Origin of the sequence: Actinoallomurus rhizosphaericola (assembly GCF_024055675.1) — a bacterium.
Taxonomy (GTDB): Bacteria; Actinomycetota; Actinomycetes; order Streptosporangiales; family Streptosporangiaceae; genus Actinoallomurus; species Actinoallomurus soli.
In genome coordinates, this window is sequence record NZ_JAMXMW010000002.1 from 100,137 (window position 1) to 115,068 (window position 14,932).

Genomic DNA, 14,932 nt, shown 5'->3' on the forward strand with positions numbered 1-14,932 from the left:
CCTACCGGTAGGCGCCGCGGCGGTGGCAGTCGGCGAGGTGGTCGTCGACCAGGCCGCAGGCCTGCATGAGGGCGTAGACGGTGGTCGGGCCGACGTGCCGGAAGCCGTGCTTCTTGAGCTGCTTGGCGAGCGCCGTGGAGCCGGGCGTCGTGGCGGGCACGTCAGCGCCGGTCTTGGGCGCCGGGGCATCCGGGTCGGCGTACGCCCAGACCAGCGCGGCCAGGCCGTCGGGCAGGTCGAGCGCCGCCCGGGCGTTCGCGATCGTCGCGTCGATCTTGCGGCGGTTCCGGACGATCGAGGCGTCGGCCAGCAGCCGTTCGACGTCGGCCGGGCCGTACGCCGCGACCTTCTCCAGGTCGAAGTCGTCGAACGCCCGCCGGAAGCCCTCGCGCTTGCGCAGGATCGTCAGCCACGACAGCCCGGACTGGAACGCCTCCAGGCACAACCGCTCGTACAGCCCGCGGTCGTCGCGGACCGGGCGGCCCCACTCGTCGTCGTGGTAGGCGATGTAGTCGGGCGCGGAGACGCCCCACGGGCACCGCGCCAACCCGTCCGGGCCGATGACAATCATTCGAACATACTAGCGAGACGATGCAGCGACGTCTGCAGCATGAGGCGGGCCGCCGGCCCGATCGCGAGCCAGCCGACCCGGCCGAGAGGCCCCAGCGGCAGGTCGAGCAGCTCGGCCCAGGTGACACGGCACCGGCCCTCGGGCAGGTCCAGCAGGTCGAACCGTCCCTCACCGCGCACCAGACCGCCGGTATGCCGCACGCGGACCCGGTGCGGCGGCCGCCACTCGCTGACCACCATGGTGTCGAGGAAGCCGACGGGGCCGACGCCCGTCCACGCCTCGACGCTCGCTCCGTCGCCCGCGCCGCCCTCCGCGCGGGTCAGCGGCACCCACTCCGAGTGCCGCGGCCAGTCGACGAGCACCTCCCACACCCGCTCCGCGGGCGCCGGAACGTCGGCCGACGCGTGCACCGCGACTCTGCTCATCCGTCCTCCCCCCGTCGGTCGCTCTCGCCCGCCTCATGCAGGTCACCCGGCCGGCGCGTCTCGTCCGCGCCCTCCTCGGCGTCCCCGCCGGTCCGCGGGTCGAAGACGACCTTGTCGACGATCGTCTGCGGCGGCGGGTCGGCGGGCCGCTCCCACCGGGTCTGCGGCGGCGGGTCGGCGGGCCGCTCCCACCGGGTCTGCGGCGGATCGGCCGGCCGCTCCGCCGGTCGTTCCCAGGGCGCCGCCTCCTGGACGTGGTGAGGCGGCGAAGGCGGGTCGCCCTCACCGGAGGGCCGCGGATCCACCGGCTCGAACGGGTCGCGCAGGTCCATCGCGTCGGGCGCGGGGGACGCCGGCGGGACGGCCGGCCGCCAGGTCGAGCGTTCCGGCTCCTCGTTCAGGCGCCGTCGTGCCTCCGCCAGCTCCTGCTCCAGCACGGCGATGCGCGTGTCGCGCTCGGTCAGCTCGTGCGCGAAGCGCTCCAGCGCCTCGTCGGTGATCTGCTTGTGGTAGCCCCAGAGCCCCATCGGCAGGCGGAGCAGCACGGCGTCCGTGCCACCGGCCGGGCGCCGGCCCGGCAGCGCCAGCCGCGGATGGTCGGGGTGCTCGGCGGAAAGCTCCCCGCCGCCACCGGTGGCCACGACGACGATCGCCGCCAGGACGCCCAGCGCGGCGAGGGCCACGGTGATGGTGACGAGCATGTACCGATCGTGCCACATCCATGCGGTACGGTGCGTCAACCCGCTCTCACGGACGTCGTTCCCGGCGCATATGCCACGATCAGAGCATGGAGCTGCGTCTCGGGACCCGGGTCGTCTTTCCCGGCGCTTTCATGGTGATGACGAAGGGTCTCGCCGAGGGCGCCGACATCGCCGAGATCGCCGCCGACCCAGAGGCCATCCGCGCGGCCCGGGCGGACCCGCGGGCCCCGGTGATCGCGGTGGCCCCGTCATCCCCCGAGCAGGCGGTCGCCTGTGCACGGGCCGGGGCCGACCTCCTGATCGGTGACGCGTTCGCCGGCGTGGCCGCGGCGACCGGGGCGGCGCTGCTGTGCTCGGCGCCGGAGCGGGCCGCCGGGGTCCGCCCGGACGGGGTGCTCGTCCGCGCCACCGACCCGTACGCGGCCGAACGCCTCGCGGCGGCCGGACGGGCCGTGGCCGTGGACGCGGCCGAGCCCGCCGTCGCGTCGGTGTTCGCCTGGGCCGGCGCCCGGGTCTTCCGTACGGCCGACGCCGACGCGACGCGCCAGGTGCTCGACATGGTCGCCTCGATCATCGGGACACGCCCGCCGGCCGTCTCACGCCGCGGCCTCGCCTGACGGCGGCCGCCGGCTCGCGGCCCGGCCGCCGGCGCGGCCACGGCCCGACCGGGCGCCGGGGCCCGGCGGATCAGGGCTCGGACTCGATGTAGTCCTCCGCGGTCGGCTGCATGCGCACGGGCGAGCGCTCCAGGTGGTCGAACGCCTCCTCGACGGTCGTGGCCCAGCCGACCGCGTCGAAGATGCGTGGCCGGGCGAACCCCTCGTCGAGCAGGTGCTTCATCAGGTCGCGCAGCGGCTCGTACAGGCCGTACGGGTCGAGGATCGCGATCGGCTTCTCGTGCATGCCGAGGACCCGCGCGGTCCAGATCTCGAAGAGCTCCTCAAGGGTGCCCAGCCCGCCCGGCAGGACGAGGAACGCGTCGGACCGGCGGTCCATCTCGCCCTTACGCGAGCGCATGTCCTCGGTGACGATCAGCTCCGCCGAGTCGTCGTCGGCGATCTCCACGTCGACGAGGGCCTTGGGGATGACGCCGACGGTCTGGGCGCCGCCCTCGCGTGCGGCCTGGGCGACGGCCCCCATGCAGGAGACGGTGGCGCCGCCGCTGACCAGGGTGTGGCCCCGCCGGGCGAGCTCGGCGCCGGCCTCGGCGGCCAGTTCGACGTAGCGCCGGTCGATGCGGCCGCTGGACGAGCAGAAAACGCAGACGCGCATCAGCTTCCGTTCCCTCCGTCGCGCACCTGGGCCTCCTGGGCCGCGCGCTCCTCCAGTTGGCGCTCCTGGGTCTCGTGGGCGCGCCTGATGCGGTCGACGACCTCGGCGGGGTCGTCGGTGACGGAGATCAGCTCCAGGTCCTCAGGAGAGATCTTGCCCGCGGGGAGCATCTGGTCCTTGATCCACTGGACCAGGCCGCCCCAGTAGTCCGTGCCGACGAGCACGATCGGGAAGCGCGTGATCTTTTTGGTCTGCACGAGTGTCACGGCCTCGAACAGCTCGTCCAGCGTCCCGAATCCGCCGGGGAGCACGACGAATGCCTGGGAGTACTTCACGAACATCGTCTTGCGGACGAAGAAGTAACGGAACTCCACGCCGACGTCGATGTGGTCGTTCAGCTTCTGCTCGAACGGCAGCTCGATGCCGAGCCCGACCGAGAGGCCGCCGGCCTCGTCGGCTCCCTTGTTCGCGGCCTCCATGATGCCGGGGCCGCCGCCGGTGATGACGGCGTAGCCGGCGTCGACGAGGAGCGTGCCGATGCGTTCGGCCAGCTCGTACTCCTCCGAGCCCGGCTTCGTCCGCGCGGAGCCGAAGACGCTCACCGCGCGCGGCAGCTCCGCCAGCAGGCCGAATCCCTCGACGAACTCCGCCTGGATGCGGAGCACCCGCCAGGGGTCGGTGTGCAGCCAGTCCGAGGGGCCGCGGGAGTCGAGGAGGCGCTGGTCGGTGGTGGTGGCGGGGATCGCCTTGCCGCGGAGCGTCACGGGACCCTGTCGTCTCCTGCGCGGCGTCTCTTCAGGTCGCATGGCCCTTACCGTAACCAGCCGCGCAACCTCCTCAGACCGACGTTGAGACATACCCGTTGCCGAACGAAGAATGCTTTAGTGCCGTATGTCGATTTGTCTGGTTCTAGACTCCTCCCGTGAACCAAGCGACTGAGGTCCTGGAACCGGACCCCGTTTTCGTCGATCCGACGGGGCGCCGGGCTCGGATCATGCGCCGTACGGGGATCGCGCTCGGGTGCCTCATCGCGGGCTACCTCGTACTCGTCGCGGTCGGGATGGCCACCGGTGCGCGTGTGCCGCTGACTCCGTGGCCCCAGACGCATCACTCGGCGTCCGGCCACGGTCACGCCGGACAGCTGCTCATGCCCCGCGGCGGGGCCGACGGCTCCTTCCCCAGCGGAGGCCCGACCGGCCACCGGTCGCCGAGCGACCCGGCACAGACCGGCCGCGCGTCCGGCTCCCCGAAGGCCGGTGCCGCCCCCACCACCGGCACGAGCCCCACCCCGGGGGGATCCGCGACGCCGACCACCGGGACGACCACCTCCGCCCCGGCGGTCCCGACCGCCACGCCGACGACCCACGGCAAGGGCAAGGGCAAGGGCGTCGGGCTGACGAGGAGCCCGCACCCGAGGCACACCTGATGGCACGCGAGAAGAGGCGGCGCGACCCACGCGGCCACTGGCTCCTGCTGCTCCTCGGCGCCCTCACGCTGGTCGGCGGTCTCCTGCTGGCGGGATACGCGCACGGCGTCGTCGGAGAATCGACGCAGCACGAGTACTCCAAGGACGGTTCGGCGCCGGCCGCCGTCGCCGACGGCGGCCCCGTCGTCAACCTGTCGGACGGCACCCCCAAGAGCGTCCGCGCCCCCCGCCGTACGATCGCGCTGACCTTCGACGACGGCCCGGACCCCCGCTGGACCCCGCAGATCCTCGACGTGCTGCGCCGCCACGGGGCGCACGCGACCTTCTTCGTCATCGGCGCGCACGTCGCCGACCACCCCGACATCGTCGACCGGGCCATCCGCGAGGGCAACGAGATCGGCTCGCACACCTACACCCACATCGACATGGCGAGCTCGTCCCCCTGGCGCATCCGCTTCGAGCTGGACCTGACCCAGCGGGCGCTCGCCGGCGCGGCCGGGATCCACACCCGGCTCATCCGGATGCCGTACTCCTCCGTGCCGGACGGCCTGTCGGCACCCGAGTACCGCGCGGCGCAGGAGGCCGGCCGGCAGGGCTACGTCGTGGCGCTCACCGACCAGGACACCGAGGACTGGAAGCGCCCGGGCGTGGACAAGATCGTGCAGGCCGCGACGCCCCGGAAGGGCGCCGGCGCGGTCCTGATGATGCACGACTCGGGCGGCGACCGGAGCCAGACGGTGCGGGCCCTCGACGTGCTGCTGACCCGCCTGTCCGCCGAGGGATACCGGTTCACCACGCTCAGCCAGGCGATGCGGCTGCCGGCCGCCGACGTGCCCGCCCCGACCCTCGACAGGGTGACCGGAACCGCGCTGATCGACGGCCAGCGCTGGTCCGACCGGCTGACCGGCTGGCTCGGCATCCTGTTCGGGATCGCCGGCGTGCTGACCACTCTCCGGCTGTTCGCCCTCCCGCTATTCGCGCACGTCCACGTACGGCGGGTGCGACGCGAGCGCCGCCGCCGCGCCAGGTCGCACCACGCCACCGGGAACGTTCCGCCGCCGGTGTCGGTGATCGTCCCGGCGTACAACGAGGAGGTCGGCCTGGCGGCGACGGTGCGCTCCCTCGTCGCCACCGACTACCCGGCCCCCATCGAGGTGCTGATCGTCGACGACGGGTCCACCGACGACACCCCGGTCATCGGCGCGCGCCTGGAGCGGGAGTTCGCGAACGTCCGGTTCGTCCGGCGGCCGAACGGCGGCAAACCGGCCGCGCTGAACACCGGCATCGCGCACGCCTCCCATGAGGTGCTGGTCCTGGTCGACGGCGACACGGTCTTCCAGCGCGACACGATCGGCAACCTCGTCCGTCCGCTGGACGACCCGCGTGTCGGAGCGGTCAGCGGCAACACCAAGGTGGCCAACCGCAAGGGTCTCATCGGCCGCTGGCAGCACCTTGAGTACGTCATCGGGTTCAACCTCGACCGGCGGATGTTCGACGTTCTCGAGTGCATGCCCACCGTGCCCGGCGCGATCGGCGCCTTCCGGCGGGCGGCCCTGGCCTCGGTCGGCGGCCTCAGCACCGAGACTCTTGCCGAGGACACCGACCTGACCATGGCGATCTGCCGCGCGGGCTGGCGGGTCGTGTACGAGGAGACCGCCCTCGCGTGGACCGAGGCGCCGTCCTCGCTGCGGCAGCTCTGGCGGCAGCGGTACCGGTGGTGTTACGGGACCCTGCAGGCGATGTGGAAGCACAAGCGGGCGCTGGTCCAGCGAGGCCGGTCGGGCCGGTTCGGCCGCCGTTGCCTGCCGTACCTGACCCTCTTCCAGGTCGCGCTGCCGTGCCTCGCGCCCGTGGTCGACCTCTTCGCGGTGTACGGCGTGTTCGTCATGAACCCGCTGACCGTCGTGGGGTCCTGGGTGGCGTTCACCGTGGCGCAGGCGGCGGCCGCGATGTACGCGCTGCGTCTCGACGGCGAACGCCTGAGGACTCTCTGGGTGATGCCGCTCCAGCAGATCGTCTACCGGCAGCTGATGTACCTGGTCGTCATCCAGTCGCTGGTCACGGCCGTGCTGGGCGCCCGGCTGCGCTGGCACGTCATCCGCCGGACCGGGACGTTCGCGGAGGGAGACCCCCTGCCGTCCCGGGTCGGCGTCTGACGGCCTCCGTCACCGGCCGAGGCGGGTCCGCTCGATCTCCTCGTACACGTTGATCTTGTGGTCGATGAGCTCGAGGTCCCGCTGCAGCTCGTCGATGCGCGCGGCCACCTCCGCGCGGTGCGCCACGAGGAGCGCCTTGCGGTCGGCCGCCGTGCCGTTGCCCTCCCGGGCCAGCTCGGCGTAGCGCAGGAGGGTCGCGATGGGCATCCCGGTCGCGCGCAGCCGCGTCAGCAGGGTGATCCAGGACAGGTCGCGTTCGGTGTAGCGGCGGTGGCCGCTGGCGTCGCGCTCCGGGGGCTCCCGGAACGCGCCGATCCGCTCGTAGTAGCGCAGGGTGTGCGTGGAGACGCCGGTGCGCTCGGCCGCCTCCGCGATCGTCAGTCCGTCGGCCAGAACCTGGCCCATGAGGCCACCTTCCCAGGTCGATGCCGCTGCAGGAGTCGGGGGAATTCGTCCGTGTCGTCGGTGCGGACCACGTCACCCCGCCGCCGCCCGGGTGCGGGCGGCGTCCGTCAGGTCGTGAGCCAGGTCCGCATGCGTTCCTCACTGGCGAAGATACGCGGGATCTCGACGTACTCGTCCCGGGTGTGCGACAGGCTCGGCTCGCCGGGACCGTAGTTGACGGCGGGGATGCCCAGCTCGGAGAACCTCGCCACGTCCGTCCAGCCGAACTTGGCGCGCGCCTCTCCGCCGGTGGCCTCGGTGAACGCCGCCGCGACCGGATGCGTCAGGCCCGGGCGCGCGCCGGGCGCGCCGTCGACGACGGTGACCTCGTAGCCGTCGAACAGCTTCCGGAGGTAGCGCTCGGCCTCCGCGAGGGACTTGTCGGGCGCGAAGCGGTAGTTGATCGTGACGACGCACTCGTCGGGGATCACGTTGCCCGCGACGCCGCCCCGGACGAACACCGCGTTGAGCCCCTCGTGGTACTCCAGGCCGTCCACCACGGGCCGCGCCGGCTCGTACGACCGCAGGAGGTCGAGCACCGCGCCGGCCTGGTGGATGGCGTTCGTCCCCATCCAGGACCGCGCGCTGTGCGCGCGTTCTCCGGGGACCTTGACCTCGATGCGGATCGTGCCCTGGCAGCCGCCTTCGACGATGCCGCCCGACGGCTCCATCAGGACGGCGAAGTCGGCCTGCAGGAGCTCGGGGCAGGTCTGGCCGATGCGCTTGAGGCCGTTGCGCTCCTCCTCGATCTCCTCGCATTCGTAGAAGAAGTACGTGACGTCCCGGGTGGTCTCCGGGATGGTGGCCAGCTTGAGCTGTACGGCGACGCCCGCCTTCATGTCACCGGTCCCGCAGCCGTACAGGCGGTCGCCCTCGACGCGGGAGGGGAGGTTCTGGTTGATCGGGACGGTGTCGAGGTGCCCGGCGATCACGACCCGCTCGCTCCGGCCCTGCGACGTCCGCGCGATGACGGTGTCGCCGTCCCGCTCGACGGACAGGTGGGGCAGGGCGCGCAGCGCCTCCTCGACCGCGTCGGCGAGGGTCTTCTCGCTGCCGCTCACCGATTCGATGTCGACGATCGCCGCGGTCAGGGACGCGACGTCCTGAGTCAGATCAAGCCGCATGGAGCCTGAGCCTACGCCAGTGATGCCCGGATCCGGCCAGCCGCCCGGTGGCCGGGGCCACGGCCTCAATCGTCTTGAACTGCGCGGATGCGCTGACCTGCCAACGAAGACGCCGAGTATTAGGGGAATTTTCCACTTACTTCCGGCCTGGCGCGTTGGTTATTTACCTGTGAGGGAGCGGATCACCCCTTCACCCCCGCCGGAAGGACCTCCCCGCCATGACCCACGTCCCCGCCCACCCCCGCAGTCCCGTCCCATCCCCGCCCGCCCCCGACTCCGACCGCCGTGCCGACCTCACCCGCCGCTCCGGCCCCGGCCGCCGGGAGGTGCTCCGGCGCGCCGCCGCCGTCGCGGGCGGCGCCGTCCTCCTCGGCGCCGTCGACCTCACCCGCCCGCACTCCGCGCGCGCCGTCACCGCGCCGCACATCTACACGCGCGCCGAGTGGGGCGCACGGCCGCCGACCTCACCCGCCACGATCATCAAGGCGCCCGATCACCTGATCGTGCACCACATGGCCTTCCCGAACTCCACCGACTACTCGCTCGCCCACGCCTTCCAGCTCTCCCGCGACTGCCAGGACCTCCACATGGACACCAACGGCTGGAGCGACACCGGGCAGCAGCTCACCATCAGCCGCGGCGGCTACGTGATGGAGGGCCGCAACCGCTCCATCGAGGCCATCGGCAAGGGCGCGAACGTCCTGGGCGCCCAGTGCGCGAACGAGAACGGCCACACCCTCGGCATCGAGAACGAGGGCACCTACATCACCGAACTCCCGCCGGCCGCCCTCTGGAACTCGCTCGTCCAGACCCTCGCGTGGCTGTGCGACATCTACGGGCTCTCACCGTCCACCGCCATCGTCGGCCACCGCGACTACAACTCCACCACGCAGTGCCCCGGCGACGCCCTCTACGCCCAGCTGCCCCGGCTCCGTTCGGAGGTCGCCGGCACCCTCGGCCTGGCGTCCGCCGCGCGCGCCGAGGCGCCCGTTCGGCGGTCCGGCCTGCCCGCACCGCGGACCCTCGGCGACCACGGCCCCGCCGTGGGCGCCGCCGAACGCCGTCCCTGACGGCCGGGCCCGTGCCCCTCCGAGGGGCACCATCGACCACCCCCGACGGCCGGGCCCTCCGTCCCCGGCCTCCCGAGTCCACCCGCCCGCACGGTAGTTCCGCCCCCGCCACTCCCGATCCCCAGGAGGAAACCGTGGCCCCGTCCCCCCGTAACCGCATCGCCCGCAGGCTGACGACGGCGTTCGCCGCGCTCGCCGTCGCCGGAGGAGTCCTCGCCGCCGCTCCCGCGGCCGGCGCGTCGCCGAACCCGATCACCCACCCCGACAAGGACCACGCCGGCTCGGGCCTGGCCGCCCGGAGCACCTCCGACGGCACCGTCAGCCCGATGGTGGCCGGCCTTCCCGGCCTCGACGTCTCCAGCCACCAGGGCAACGTCGGCTGGAGCACGGTGAAGAGCAACGGCGCCAAGTTCGCCTACGTCAAGGCGACCGAGGGCACGTCCTACCAGAACCCCTACTTCTCCCAGCAGTACACCGGGTCCTACAACGTCGGCCTGATCCGCGGCGCGTACCACTTCGCCACGCCGGACACCTCGAGCGGCGCGGCGCAGGCCGACTACTTCGCCGCCCACGGCGGCGGCTGGTCCCGCGACAACCAGACGCTGCCCGGCGCGCTCGACATCGAGTACAACCCGTACGGCGCGACCTGCTACGGCCTGAGCCAGTCCTCGATGAAGAGCTGGATCCACTCCTTCATCAACGAGTACCACACCAAGACCGGCCGGTGGGCGGTCATCTACACGACCCTCGACTGGTGGACCCAGTGCACCGGCAACAACGACGCGACCTTCGCGACGAACAGCCCGCTGTGGATCGCGCGGTACTCCAGCTCGGCGGGCACCCTGCCGTACGGCTGGAGCTTCTACACCTTCTGGCAGTACGCCGACAGCGGCACGTTCCCGGGTGACCAGGACACCTTCAACGGCGACTCGACGCGCCTGCTCGCCCTCGCCAACAACACCTGATCACCGATGAGTCGAGGTGCCGGGGCGGCCCGCCCCGGCACCTCGCGCGTACGGAGGCGTCAGGCGCTCAGGCCGTGGTCGCGCAGGACGTCGTTGAGCTGGCTCTTGTCGTGCCGCACGCCCGGCTCCAGGCGCTTGATGACCAGGACGGCGGGCATCCCGAACGTGCCGCCGGGGAACTCCTTCAGCCGCGTGCCGCCGACGGCGACGCACCAGTCGGGGATGCGGCCCCGGCTGAGCTGCTCACCGGTCTCCACGTCGATGACCGGCATCGAGGCGGAGAGGTTGGTCCCGGAGCCGACGACCGCCCCCTTGCCCACCCGGGCCCCCTCGACGATCATCGAGCGGCTGCCGATCATGGCCTCGTCCTCGATGATGACGGGCTTGGCGTTCGGCGGCTCCAGCACGCCCCCGATGCCCACGCCACCCGACAGGTGGACGTTCTTGCCGATCTGCGCGCAGGAGCCGACCGTCGCCCACGTGTCGACCATCGTGCCGGAGTCGACGTACGCGCCGATGTTCGTGAACGACGGCATCAGGACCACGCCCGGCGCGAGGTAGGACCCCCAGCGGGCGATGGCGCCGGGCACCACGCGCACCCCGTCCAGACGGGTCTTCAGCGGAATCCGGTCGTGGTAGTGGAAGTCGCCCACCTGCGCGCGGCTCATGCCCAGCACCTTGAAGCTCAGCAGGATCGCCCGCTTGGCGCGCTCGTCGACGATCACCTCGTCGGTGGACTCGTCGACGAACGCCACGCGCGCCTGCCCGGCGTCGATCAGGTCGACCGCGCCGACGATGGCGGATCGGGCGTCGGTGTCCTCGGGGCTCAGGTCGGCCCGGCGCTCCCACAGCTCATCGATGGCGCTTGAGATCGGGCTGGTGAACGTGTCGGTCATGCCGGTGAGGATAGTGCCGTTTCAATCAACGTTGGTCGTGTGGTGACCGTGTTGGTTGATCCTCGCTGTGGGCGAGCGACTCCCCACCGGTGGTGGGGCGGGCCTCGGCCGGCCAGGGGACCCGTGGGCGGTGCCGTGATGGGGGCGTCGTCTTGGGTCACGCCGGGACCATCCGGCACCGGGCAGGTGCCGTCCGGCTCGACGGTGCGTGATCACTACCGGAAACGGGTTCCTTGAGGCAGCGGATCAGATAAAGCGCCGGATCAAACAGGCCCAGCACGAGGCCGCCAAACAGGTCATCGAGTGGGCCGTTACGCGGCGGATCGGAACCTTAATGGTCGGTGACCCCCGCTGCTGCGGCAATAGCGGCGGCACCGTCGGCGGATGTCCGGCAGGGCGTAAGGAACGGGTACCTTCGTGCCCGTGAGTCGGACGAGTGGGAGGCGGCTGCGGCTCGCCGTCATCGCGTTGGTCACCACGATGGTCATCGTCGGTGGCGGTGTGGCGCTGTACGTCCACTTCCGCCCCTATCTCCACGGCACCAACTGTGAGGCCCGTACGAGCACCGGGGTCATGCCGCTCGACCTCGACCAGGCCGCCAACGCCGCCACGATCGCCGCCGTCGCCCTGCGCAAGAAACTCCCCGAACAGGCCGTCGTCATCGCGTACGCGACGGCGCTGCAGGAGTCGCACCTGCGGAACCTGGAGAGCGGCGACCGCGACTCCGTCGGCCTCTTCCAGCAGCGCCCGTCGCAGGGCTGGGGGACGTCCACCGAGCTCAAGGACCCGGTCTACGCCGCGAACCGGTTCTTCAGCGCACTCGTCAAGGTCAAGGACTACACCGGGCTGCCCGTCCACGACGCGGCGCAGAAGGTCCAGCGCAGCGCGGACGGCAAGGCGTACGCCCGGCACGAGGACGACGCCCGGATCATGGCCGCGGCCTACACCGGGCGCGTGCCCGGCGCCGTACGCTGCTGGTACCCGCCGAACAAGCGCAAGAAGCAGGACCAGGCCCGGCAGGCCCTCGCCGACCTGCGCAAGACGCTCAAGCGCAAGGACACCGGCGACGGCATCACCGCGCCCAACGCGCGCAGCGGGTGGACGATCGCCACCTGGATGGTCGCGCACGCCCAGCCGTACGGCATCCACGAGGTCCGCTACGCCGGCCGGCGCTGGCGGTCGGCGCAGGGTCACGACGGCTGGACCAAGGACGACCAGGCCCCTTCGGACCGCGTCCTGATCAGCTGACCCGGCGGCACGGACCGGCCTCATCCACGCCGGGCCGCGACGACGTCCTGAGGACCCCACAGGAGGTCGACGGACCGCTCGTCGGCGGCACAGAGACCTTGTCGTCGCTGGTGACCGGTCAGATCCGGAATTGGGGGGCGTCGGCCAGCCACACCGGTGGCACAGTGACAGCGGCGGCGGCCGAGCCGGCGCCTCCGCGAACCGGCCGTGACGCGACGGCTCAGGTCTCCCCTGGGGAGCCGGCGCCGGAGTCGCCCCGGCGGGCGGCGAGGGTGGCGAGGTAGAGGGCGAGCAGGACGACCGCGCAGCCGCCGAGCTGTACCGGCGTCGGACGCTCGCCGAGGATGACGGCCCCGAGGAGGACCGAACCCACCGGCTGCAGCAGCAGGAGTGCCGCGCCGACCGAGGCGGCCAGGCGGGGCAGGGCGCTGGCGATGAGCAGGTAGCTCGCCACCTGCCCGGTCAGGGCGATGGCGGCCAGCCAGCCGAACGCGGCCCAGCCCGGCAGCAGGTCCAGCCCGTGCCAGAACGGGCCGACGACCAGCGCGACGACGCCCGAGGCGGCCGCCGACTCGGTGACGGGCACCACGATGTGGTCGTCGTCGCTCGCCTGGCGCAGGAGGAAGAGGAAGCCCGCGTAACAGAGCGCCGCGGCCGCGGCGAAGACCGCGCCCTGCGCCGGGTTCTTCCCGGAGCCGCCGCCGACGACCCCGCCGGCCAGGGCGACCCCGGCGAGCATGACGGGCACCACCGCGGCGAACGCGGCGGTCGGGCGCTCCCGTAGGAAGATCCATCCGAGGAGAGGAACCAGGACGACCTGGGCGTTGACGATGACGGTCGCGATCCCGGCGCCGCTGTCGGCGATCGCCTGGTTCCACAGCAGGATGTCGCCCGCGAGGAGCACGCCCGCCGCGTAGGCCCTCCACCGGGAGTGCGGCGGGCGGGCCTGCGCGGTCCGTGCCTCGGAGAGCGCCATCGGGATGAGGAACGGCATCGAGAGGAGGCTGCGGAATAAGGTGACCGTTCCGGTCGAGACGTGCGTGAGCGGCACGAAGACCGAGGACAGGGCGACGCAGACGGCGCCGGCCAGCATGACCGGCACCGGCATGCGCGCGGCGGTCCTCTTGAGGAGGCCGCCGAGCGACGGCGATCGGGATGGCGGGGTGTCAACGGAATGCGAGGTCGTGACGTCATCGCGCCGGTCGAGCATCTCGGCGTTCCTCCCGTGCTCGGGTTCGTCCCTGCAGGGACTTGCCCTACCCAGGTCCGCGCGGAGGTACCGAGCCCGCCACCGCGTCAGCGAAAGCCGGTCCAGGCCGCTGTGCCGAGACTTTCGGTGCCCGTGACAGCGAGGATCCTCGGCGCTGATGAGCGTCGGCCTCAGGCCGGTCTCCTGGGCCGCTCGGCCGCGTCAGACCCCGAGGCCGCGGCCGATGATCTCCTTCATGATCTCGGTGGTGCCGCCGAAGATCGTCTGGATGCGCGCGTCGAGGTATGCCTTGGCGATCGGGTACTCGCTCATGTACCCGTAGCCGCCGTGCAGCTGCAGGCAGCGGTCGATGACCCGGTTGCACAGCTCGGTGTTCCACCACTTGAGCATCGAGGCCTCCTCGGCCCCCAGGCGGTCGGCGGCGTGCTCGACGATGCACCGGTCGGTGAAGGATCGGGCCACCGTGAGCTCGGTCTTCATCTCGGCCAGGGTGAAGCGGTTGTGCTGGAACCGCCCGATCGGCCGGCCGAACGCCTCACGGGTCTTGCAGTACTCCAGGGTCTGCTCGAAGGCGCGCTCCGCGCCCGCCAGCGCGCCGACGCCGATCGACACCCGCTCCCTCGGGAGGTTCTGCATGAGGTAGATGAAGCCCTGGCCCTCCTCCCCGAGAAGGTTCGTCCGGGGCACCCGGACGTCCTCGAAGTACAGCTCGGCCGTGTCCTGCGCGTGCATGCCGATCTTGTCGAGGTTGCGGCCGCGCTCGAACCCCTTCATGCCGCGCTCGACCACGATGAGGCTGATGCCCTGGTGCCCGGCGTCCGGGTCGGTCCGCGCGACGACGATGACCAGGTCGGACAGGATGCCGTTGGAGATGAAGGTCTTCTGTCCGTTCAGGACGTAGTCGTCGCCGTCCCGTACGGCGGTGGTGCGGATGCCCTGCAGGTCGGAGCCCGCGGCCGGCTCGGTCATGGCGATCGCGGTGATGATCTCACCGGAGCAGTAGCCGGGGAGCCACCGCTGCTTCTGCTCCTCGGTGGCCAGCCGCCTGAGGTACGCGCCGTTGATGTCGTTGTGCACCGAGAAGCCGGGGCCGTGGATCCCGGCGCGGGACAGCTCCTCGTTGAGGACGACGTAGTAGCGGTAGTCCGGGTCGCCCCCGCCGCCGTACCGCTCCTCCATGTCGATGCCGAGCAGCCCCTGCCGTCCTGCGGCCAGCCACACGTCGCGGGAGACGACGCCGTCCTTCTCCCACTGCTCGTGGAACGGCTCGATCTCCTTGGCGATGAACGACCGCACCATCTCGCGGAAGGCCTCGTGCTCGTCGGTGAAGATCTCGCGCCGCACTGGCGGCCTCCCTCGGCTCGAATCGATCGACCGTAAGTAATTTATCACTTACGCCAGGACGGACAGAATGTGATTCGGTC

16 protein-coding genes are annotated in these 14,932 nt (G+C 71.9%); 6 read left to right on the plus strand and 10 right to left on the minus strand.

The genetic code is table 11. From position 1 onward, the window contains the following. Position 1: 1 nt before the first annotated feature. The 3 genes from NE234_RS04370 to NE234_RS04380 are packed head-to-tail and all read right to left on the minus strand — an operon-like array spanning position 2 to position 1,697. Complete coding sequence (locus NE234_RS04370) at positions 2-571, minus strand: DNA-3-methyladenine glycosylase I (protein WP_252777532.1); 570 nt, start codon at positions 569-571, stop codon at positions 2-4. Then, positions 568-996, minus strand: coding sequence for an SRPBCC family protein (locus NE234_RS04375; protein ID WP_252777533.1), 429 nt, complete (start codon positions 994-996; stop codon positions 568-570). The genes NE234_RS04370 and NE234_RS04375 overlap by 4 nt, the downstream gene beginning before the upstream one ends. After that, a complete protein-coding gene (locus tag NE234_RS04380) occupies positions 993-1,697 on the minus strand; it encodes a hypothetical protein (RefSeq protein WP_252777534.1) in 705 nt (234 codons plus the stop codon). Before NE234_RS04380 ends, NE234_RS04375 begins: the two co-directional genes overlap by 4 nt. A gap of 86 nt (positions 1,698-1,783) precedes the next feature. On the opposite strand from NE234_RS04380, the gene NE234_RS04385 reads away from it, so the two are divergent. Beyond that, a complete protein-coding gene (locus tag NE234_RS04385; protein WP_252777535.1) occupies positions 1,784-2,314 on the plus strand; it encodes a hypothetical protein in 531 nt (176 codons plus the stop codon). A gap of 70 nt (positions 2,315-2,384) precedes the next feature. Here the strand turns inward: NE234_RS04385 and NE234_RS04390 are convergent, their stop codons facing one another. Both NE234_RS04390 and NE234_RS04395 read right to left on the minus strand, forming a co-directional pair. Next, a complete protein-coding gene (locus tag NE234_RS04390) occupies positions 2,385-2,969 on the minus strand; it encodes an LOG family protein (protein WP_252777536.1) in 585 nt (194 codons plus the stop codon). Continuing rightward, entirely contained in the window at positions 2,969-3,775 is an 807-nt protein-coding gene (locus NE234_RS04395; protein ID WP_252777537.1) for an LOG family protein, read from the minus strand. The genes NE234_RS04390 and NE234_RS04395 overlap by 1 nt, the downstream gene beginning before the upstream one ends. A gap of 116 nt (positions 3,776-3,891) precedes the next feature. Here NE234_RS04395 and NE234_RS04400 point away from each other — a divergent pair, with 116 nt between their 5' ends. Then, on the plus strand, positions 3,892-4,395 hold the full coding sequence (locus tag NE234_RS04400) for a hypothetical protein (RefSeq protein ID WP_252777538.1): 504 nt from the start codon (positions 3,892-3,894) through the stop codon (positions 4,393-4,395). Beyond that, positions 4,395-6,551, plus strand: coding sequence for a bifunctional polysaccharide deacetylase/glycosyltransferase family 2 protein (locus NE234_RS04405; RefSeq protein WP_252777539.1), 2,157 nt, complete (start codon positions 4,395-4,397; stop codon positions 6,549-6,551). Before NE234_RS04400 ends, NE234_RS04405 begins: the two co-directional genes overlap by 1 nt. Positions 6,552-6,560: 9 nt before the next feature. Here the strand turns inward: NE234_RS04405 and NE234_RS04410 are convergent, their stop codons facing one another. Both NE234_RS04410 and dapE read right to left on the minus strand, forming a co-directional pair. Next, positions 6,561-6,956, minus strand: a complete 396-nt coding sequence (locus tag NE234_RS04410) for a MerR family transcriptional regulator (RefSeq protein ID WP_252777540.1) — start codon at positions 6,954-6,956, stop codon at positions 6,561-6,563. Positions 6,957-7,063: 107 nt separating this feature from the next. Further along, positions 7,064-8,119, minus strand: coding sequence for a succinyl-diaminopimelate desuccinylase (dapE, locus tag NE234_RS04415; protein WP_252777541.1), 1,056 nt, complete (start codon positions 8,117-8,119; stop codon positions 7,064-7,066). Positions 8,120-8,337: 218 nt separating this feature from the next. Between dapE and NE234_RS04420 the strand changes: the two genes are divergently transcribed. Both NE234_RS04420 and NE234_RS04425 read left to right on the plus strand, forming a co-directional pair. Next, on the plus strand, positions 8,338-9,189 hold the full coding sequence (locus tag NE234_RS04420) for a peptidoglycan recognition protein family protein (RefSeq protein WP_252777542.1): 852 nt from the start codon (positions 8,338-8,340) through the stop codon (positions 9,187-9,189). A 134-nt stretch (positions 9,190-9,323) separates the two neighbouring features. Further along, a complete protein-coding gene (locus NE234_RS04425) occupies positions 9,324-10,154 on the plus strand; it encodes a lysozyme (protein WP_252777543.1) in 831 nt (276 codons plus the stop codon). Positions 10,155-10,213: 59 nt separating this feature from the next. On the opposite strand, the gene NE234_RS04430 is transcribed toward NE234_RS04425, so the two are convergent. Next, a complete protein-coding gene (locus NE234_RS04430) occupies positions 10,214-11,050 on the minus strand; it encodes a 2,3,4,5-tetrahydropyridine-2,6-dicarboxylate N-succinyltransferase (protein WP_252777544.1) in 837 nt (278 codons plus the stop codon). Between the two features lie 423 nt (positions 11,051-11,473). Between NE234_RS04430 and NE234_RS04435 the strand changes: the two genes are divergently transcribed. Then, on the plus strand, positions 11,474-12,298 hold the full coding sequence (locus tag NE234_RS04435; protein WP_252777545.1) for a hypothetical protein: 825 nt from the start codon (positions 11,474-11,476) through the stop codon (positions 12,296-12,298). 220 nt (positions 12,299-12,518) lie between these two features. Here the strand turns inward: NE234_RS04435 and NE234_RS04440 are convergent, their stop codons facing one another. Both NE234_RS04440 and NE234_RS04445 read right to left on the minus strand, forming a co-directional pair. Next, positions 12,519-13,406 carry a DMT family transporter gene (locus NE234_RS04440; protein WP_252777546.1) on the minus strand — a complete coding sequence of 296 codons (888 nt, stop codon included), beginning with the start codon at positions 13,404-13,406 and terminating at the stop codon, positions 12,519-12,521. 303 nt (positions 13,407-13,709) lie between these two features. After that, positions 13,710-14,852: an acyl-CoA dehydrogenase family protein gene (locus NE234_RS04445; RefSeq protein WP_252777547.1), complete on the minus strand. Its 1,143-nt coding sequence runs from the start codon at positions 14,850-14,852 to the stop codon at positions 13,710-13,712. Positions 14,853-14,932 lie beyond the last annotated feature (80 nt).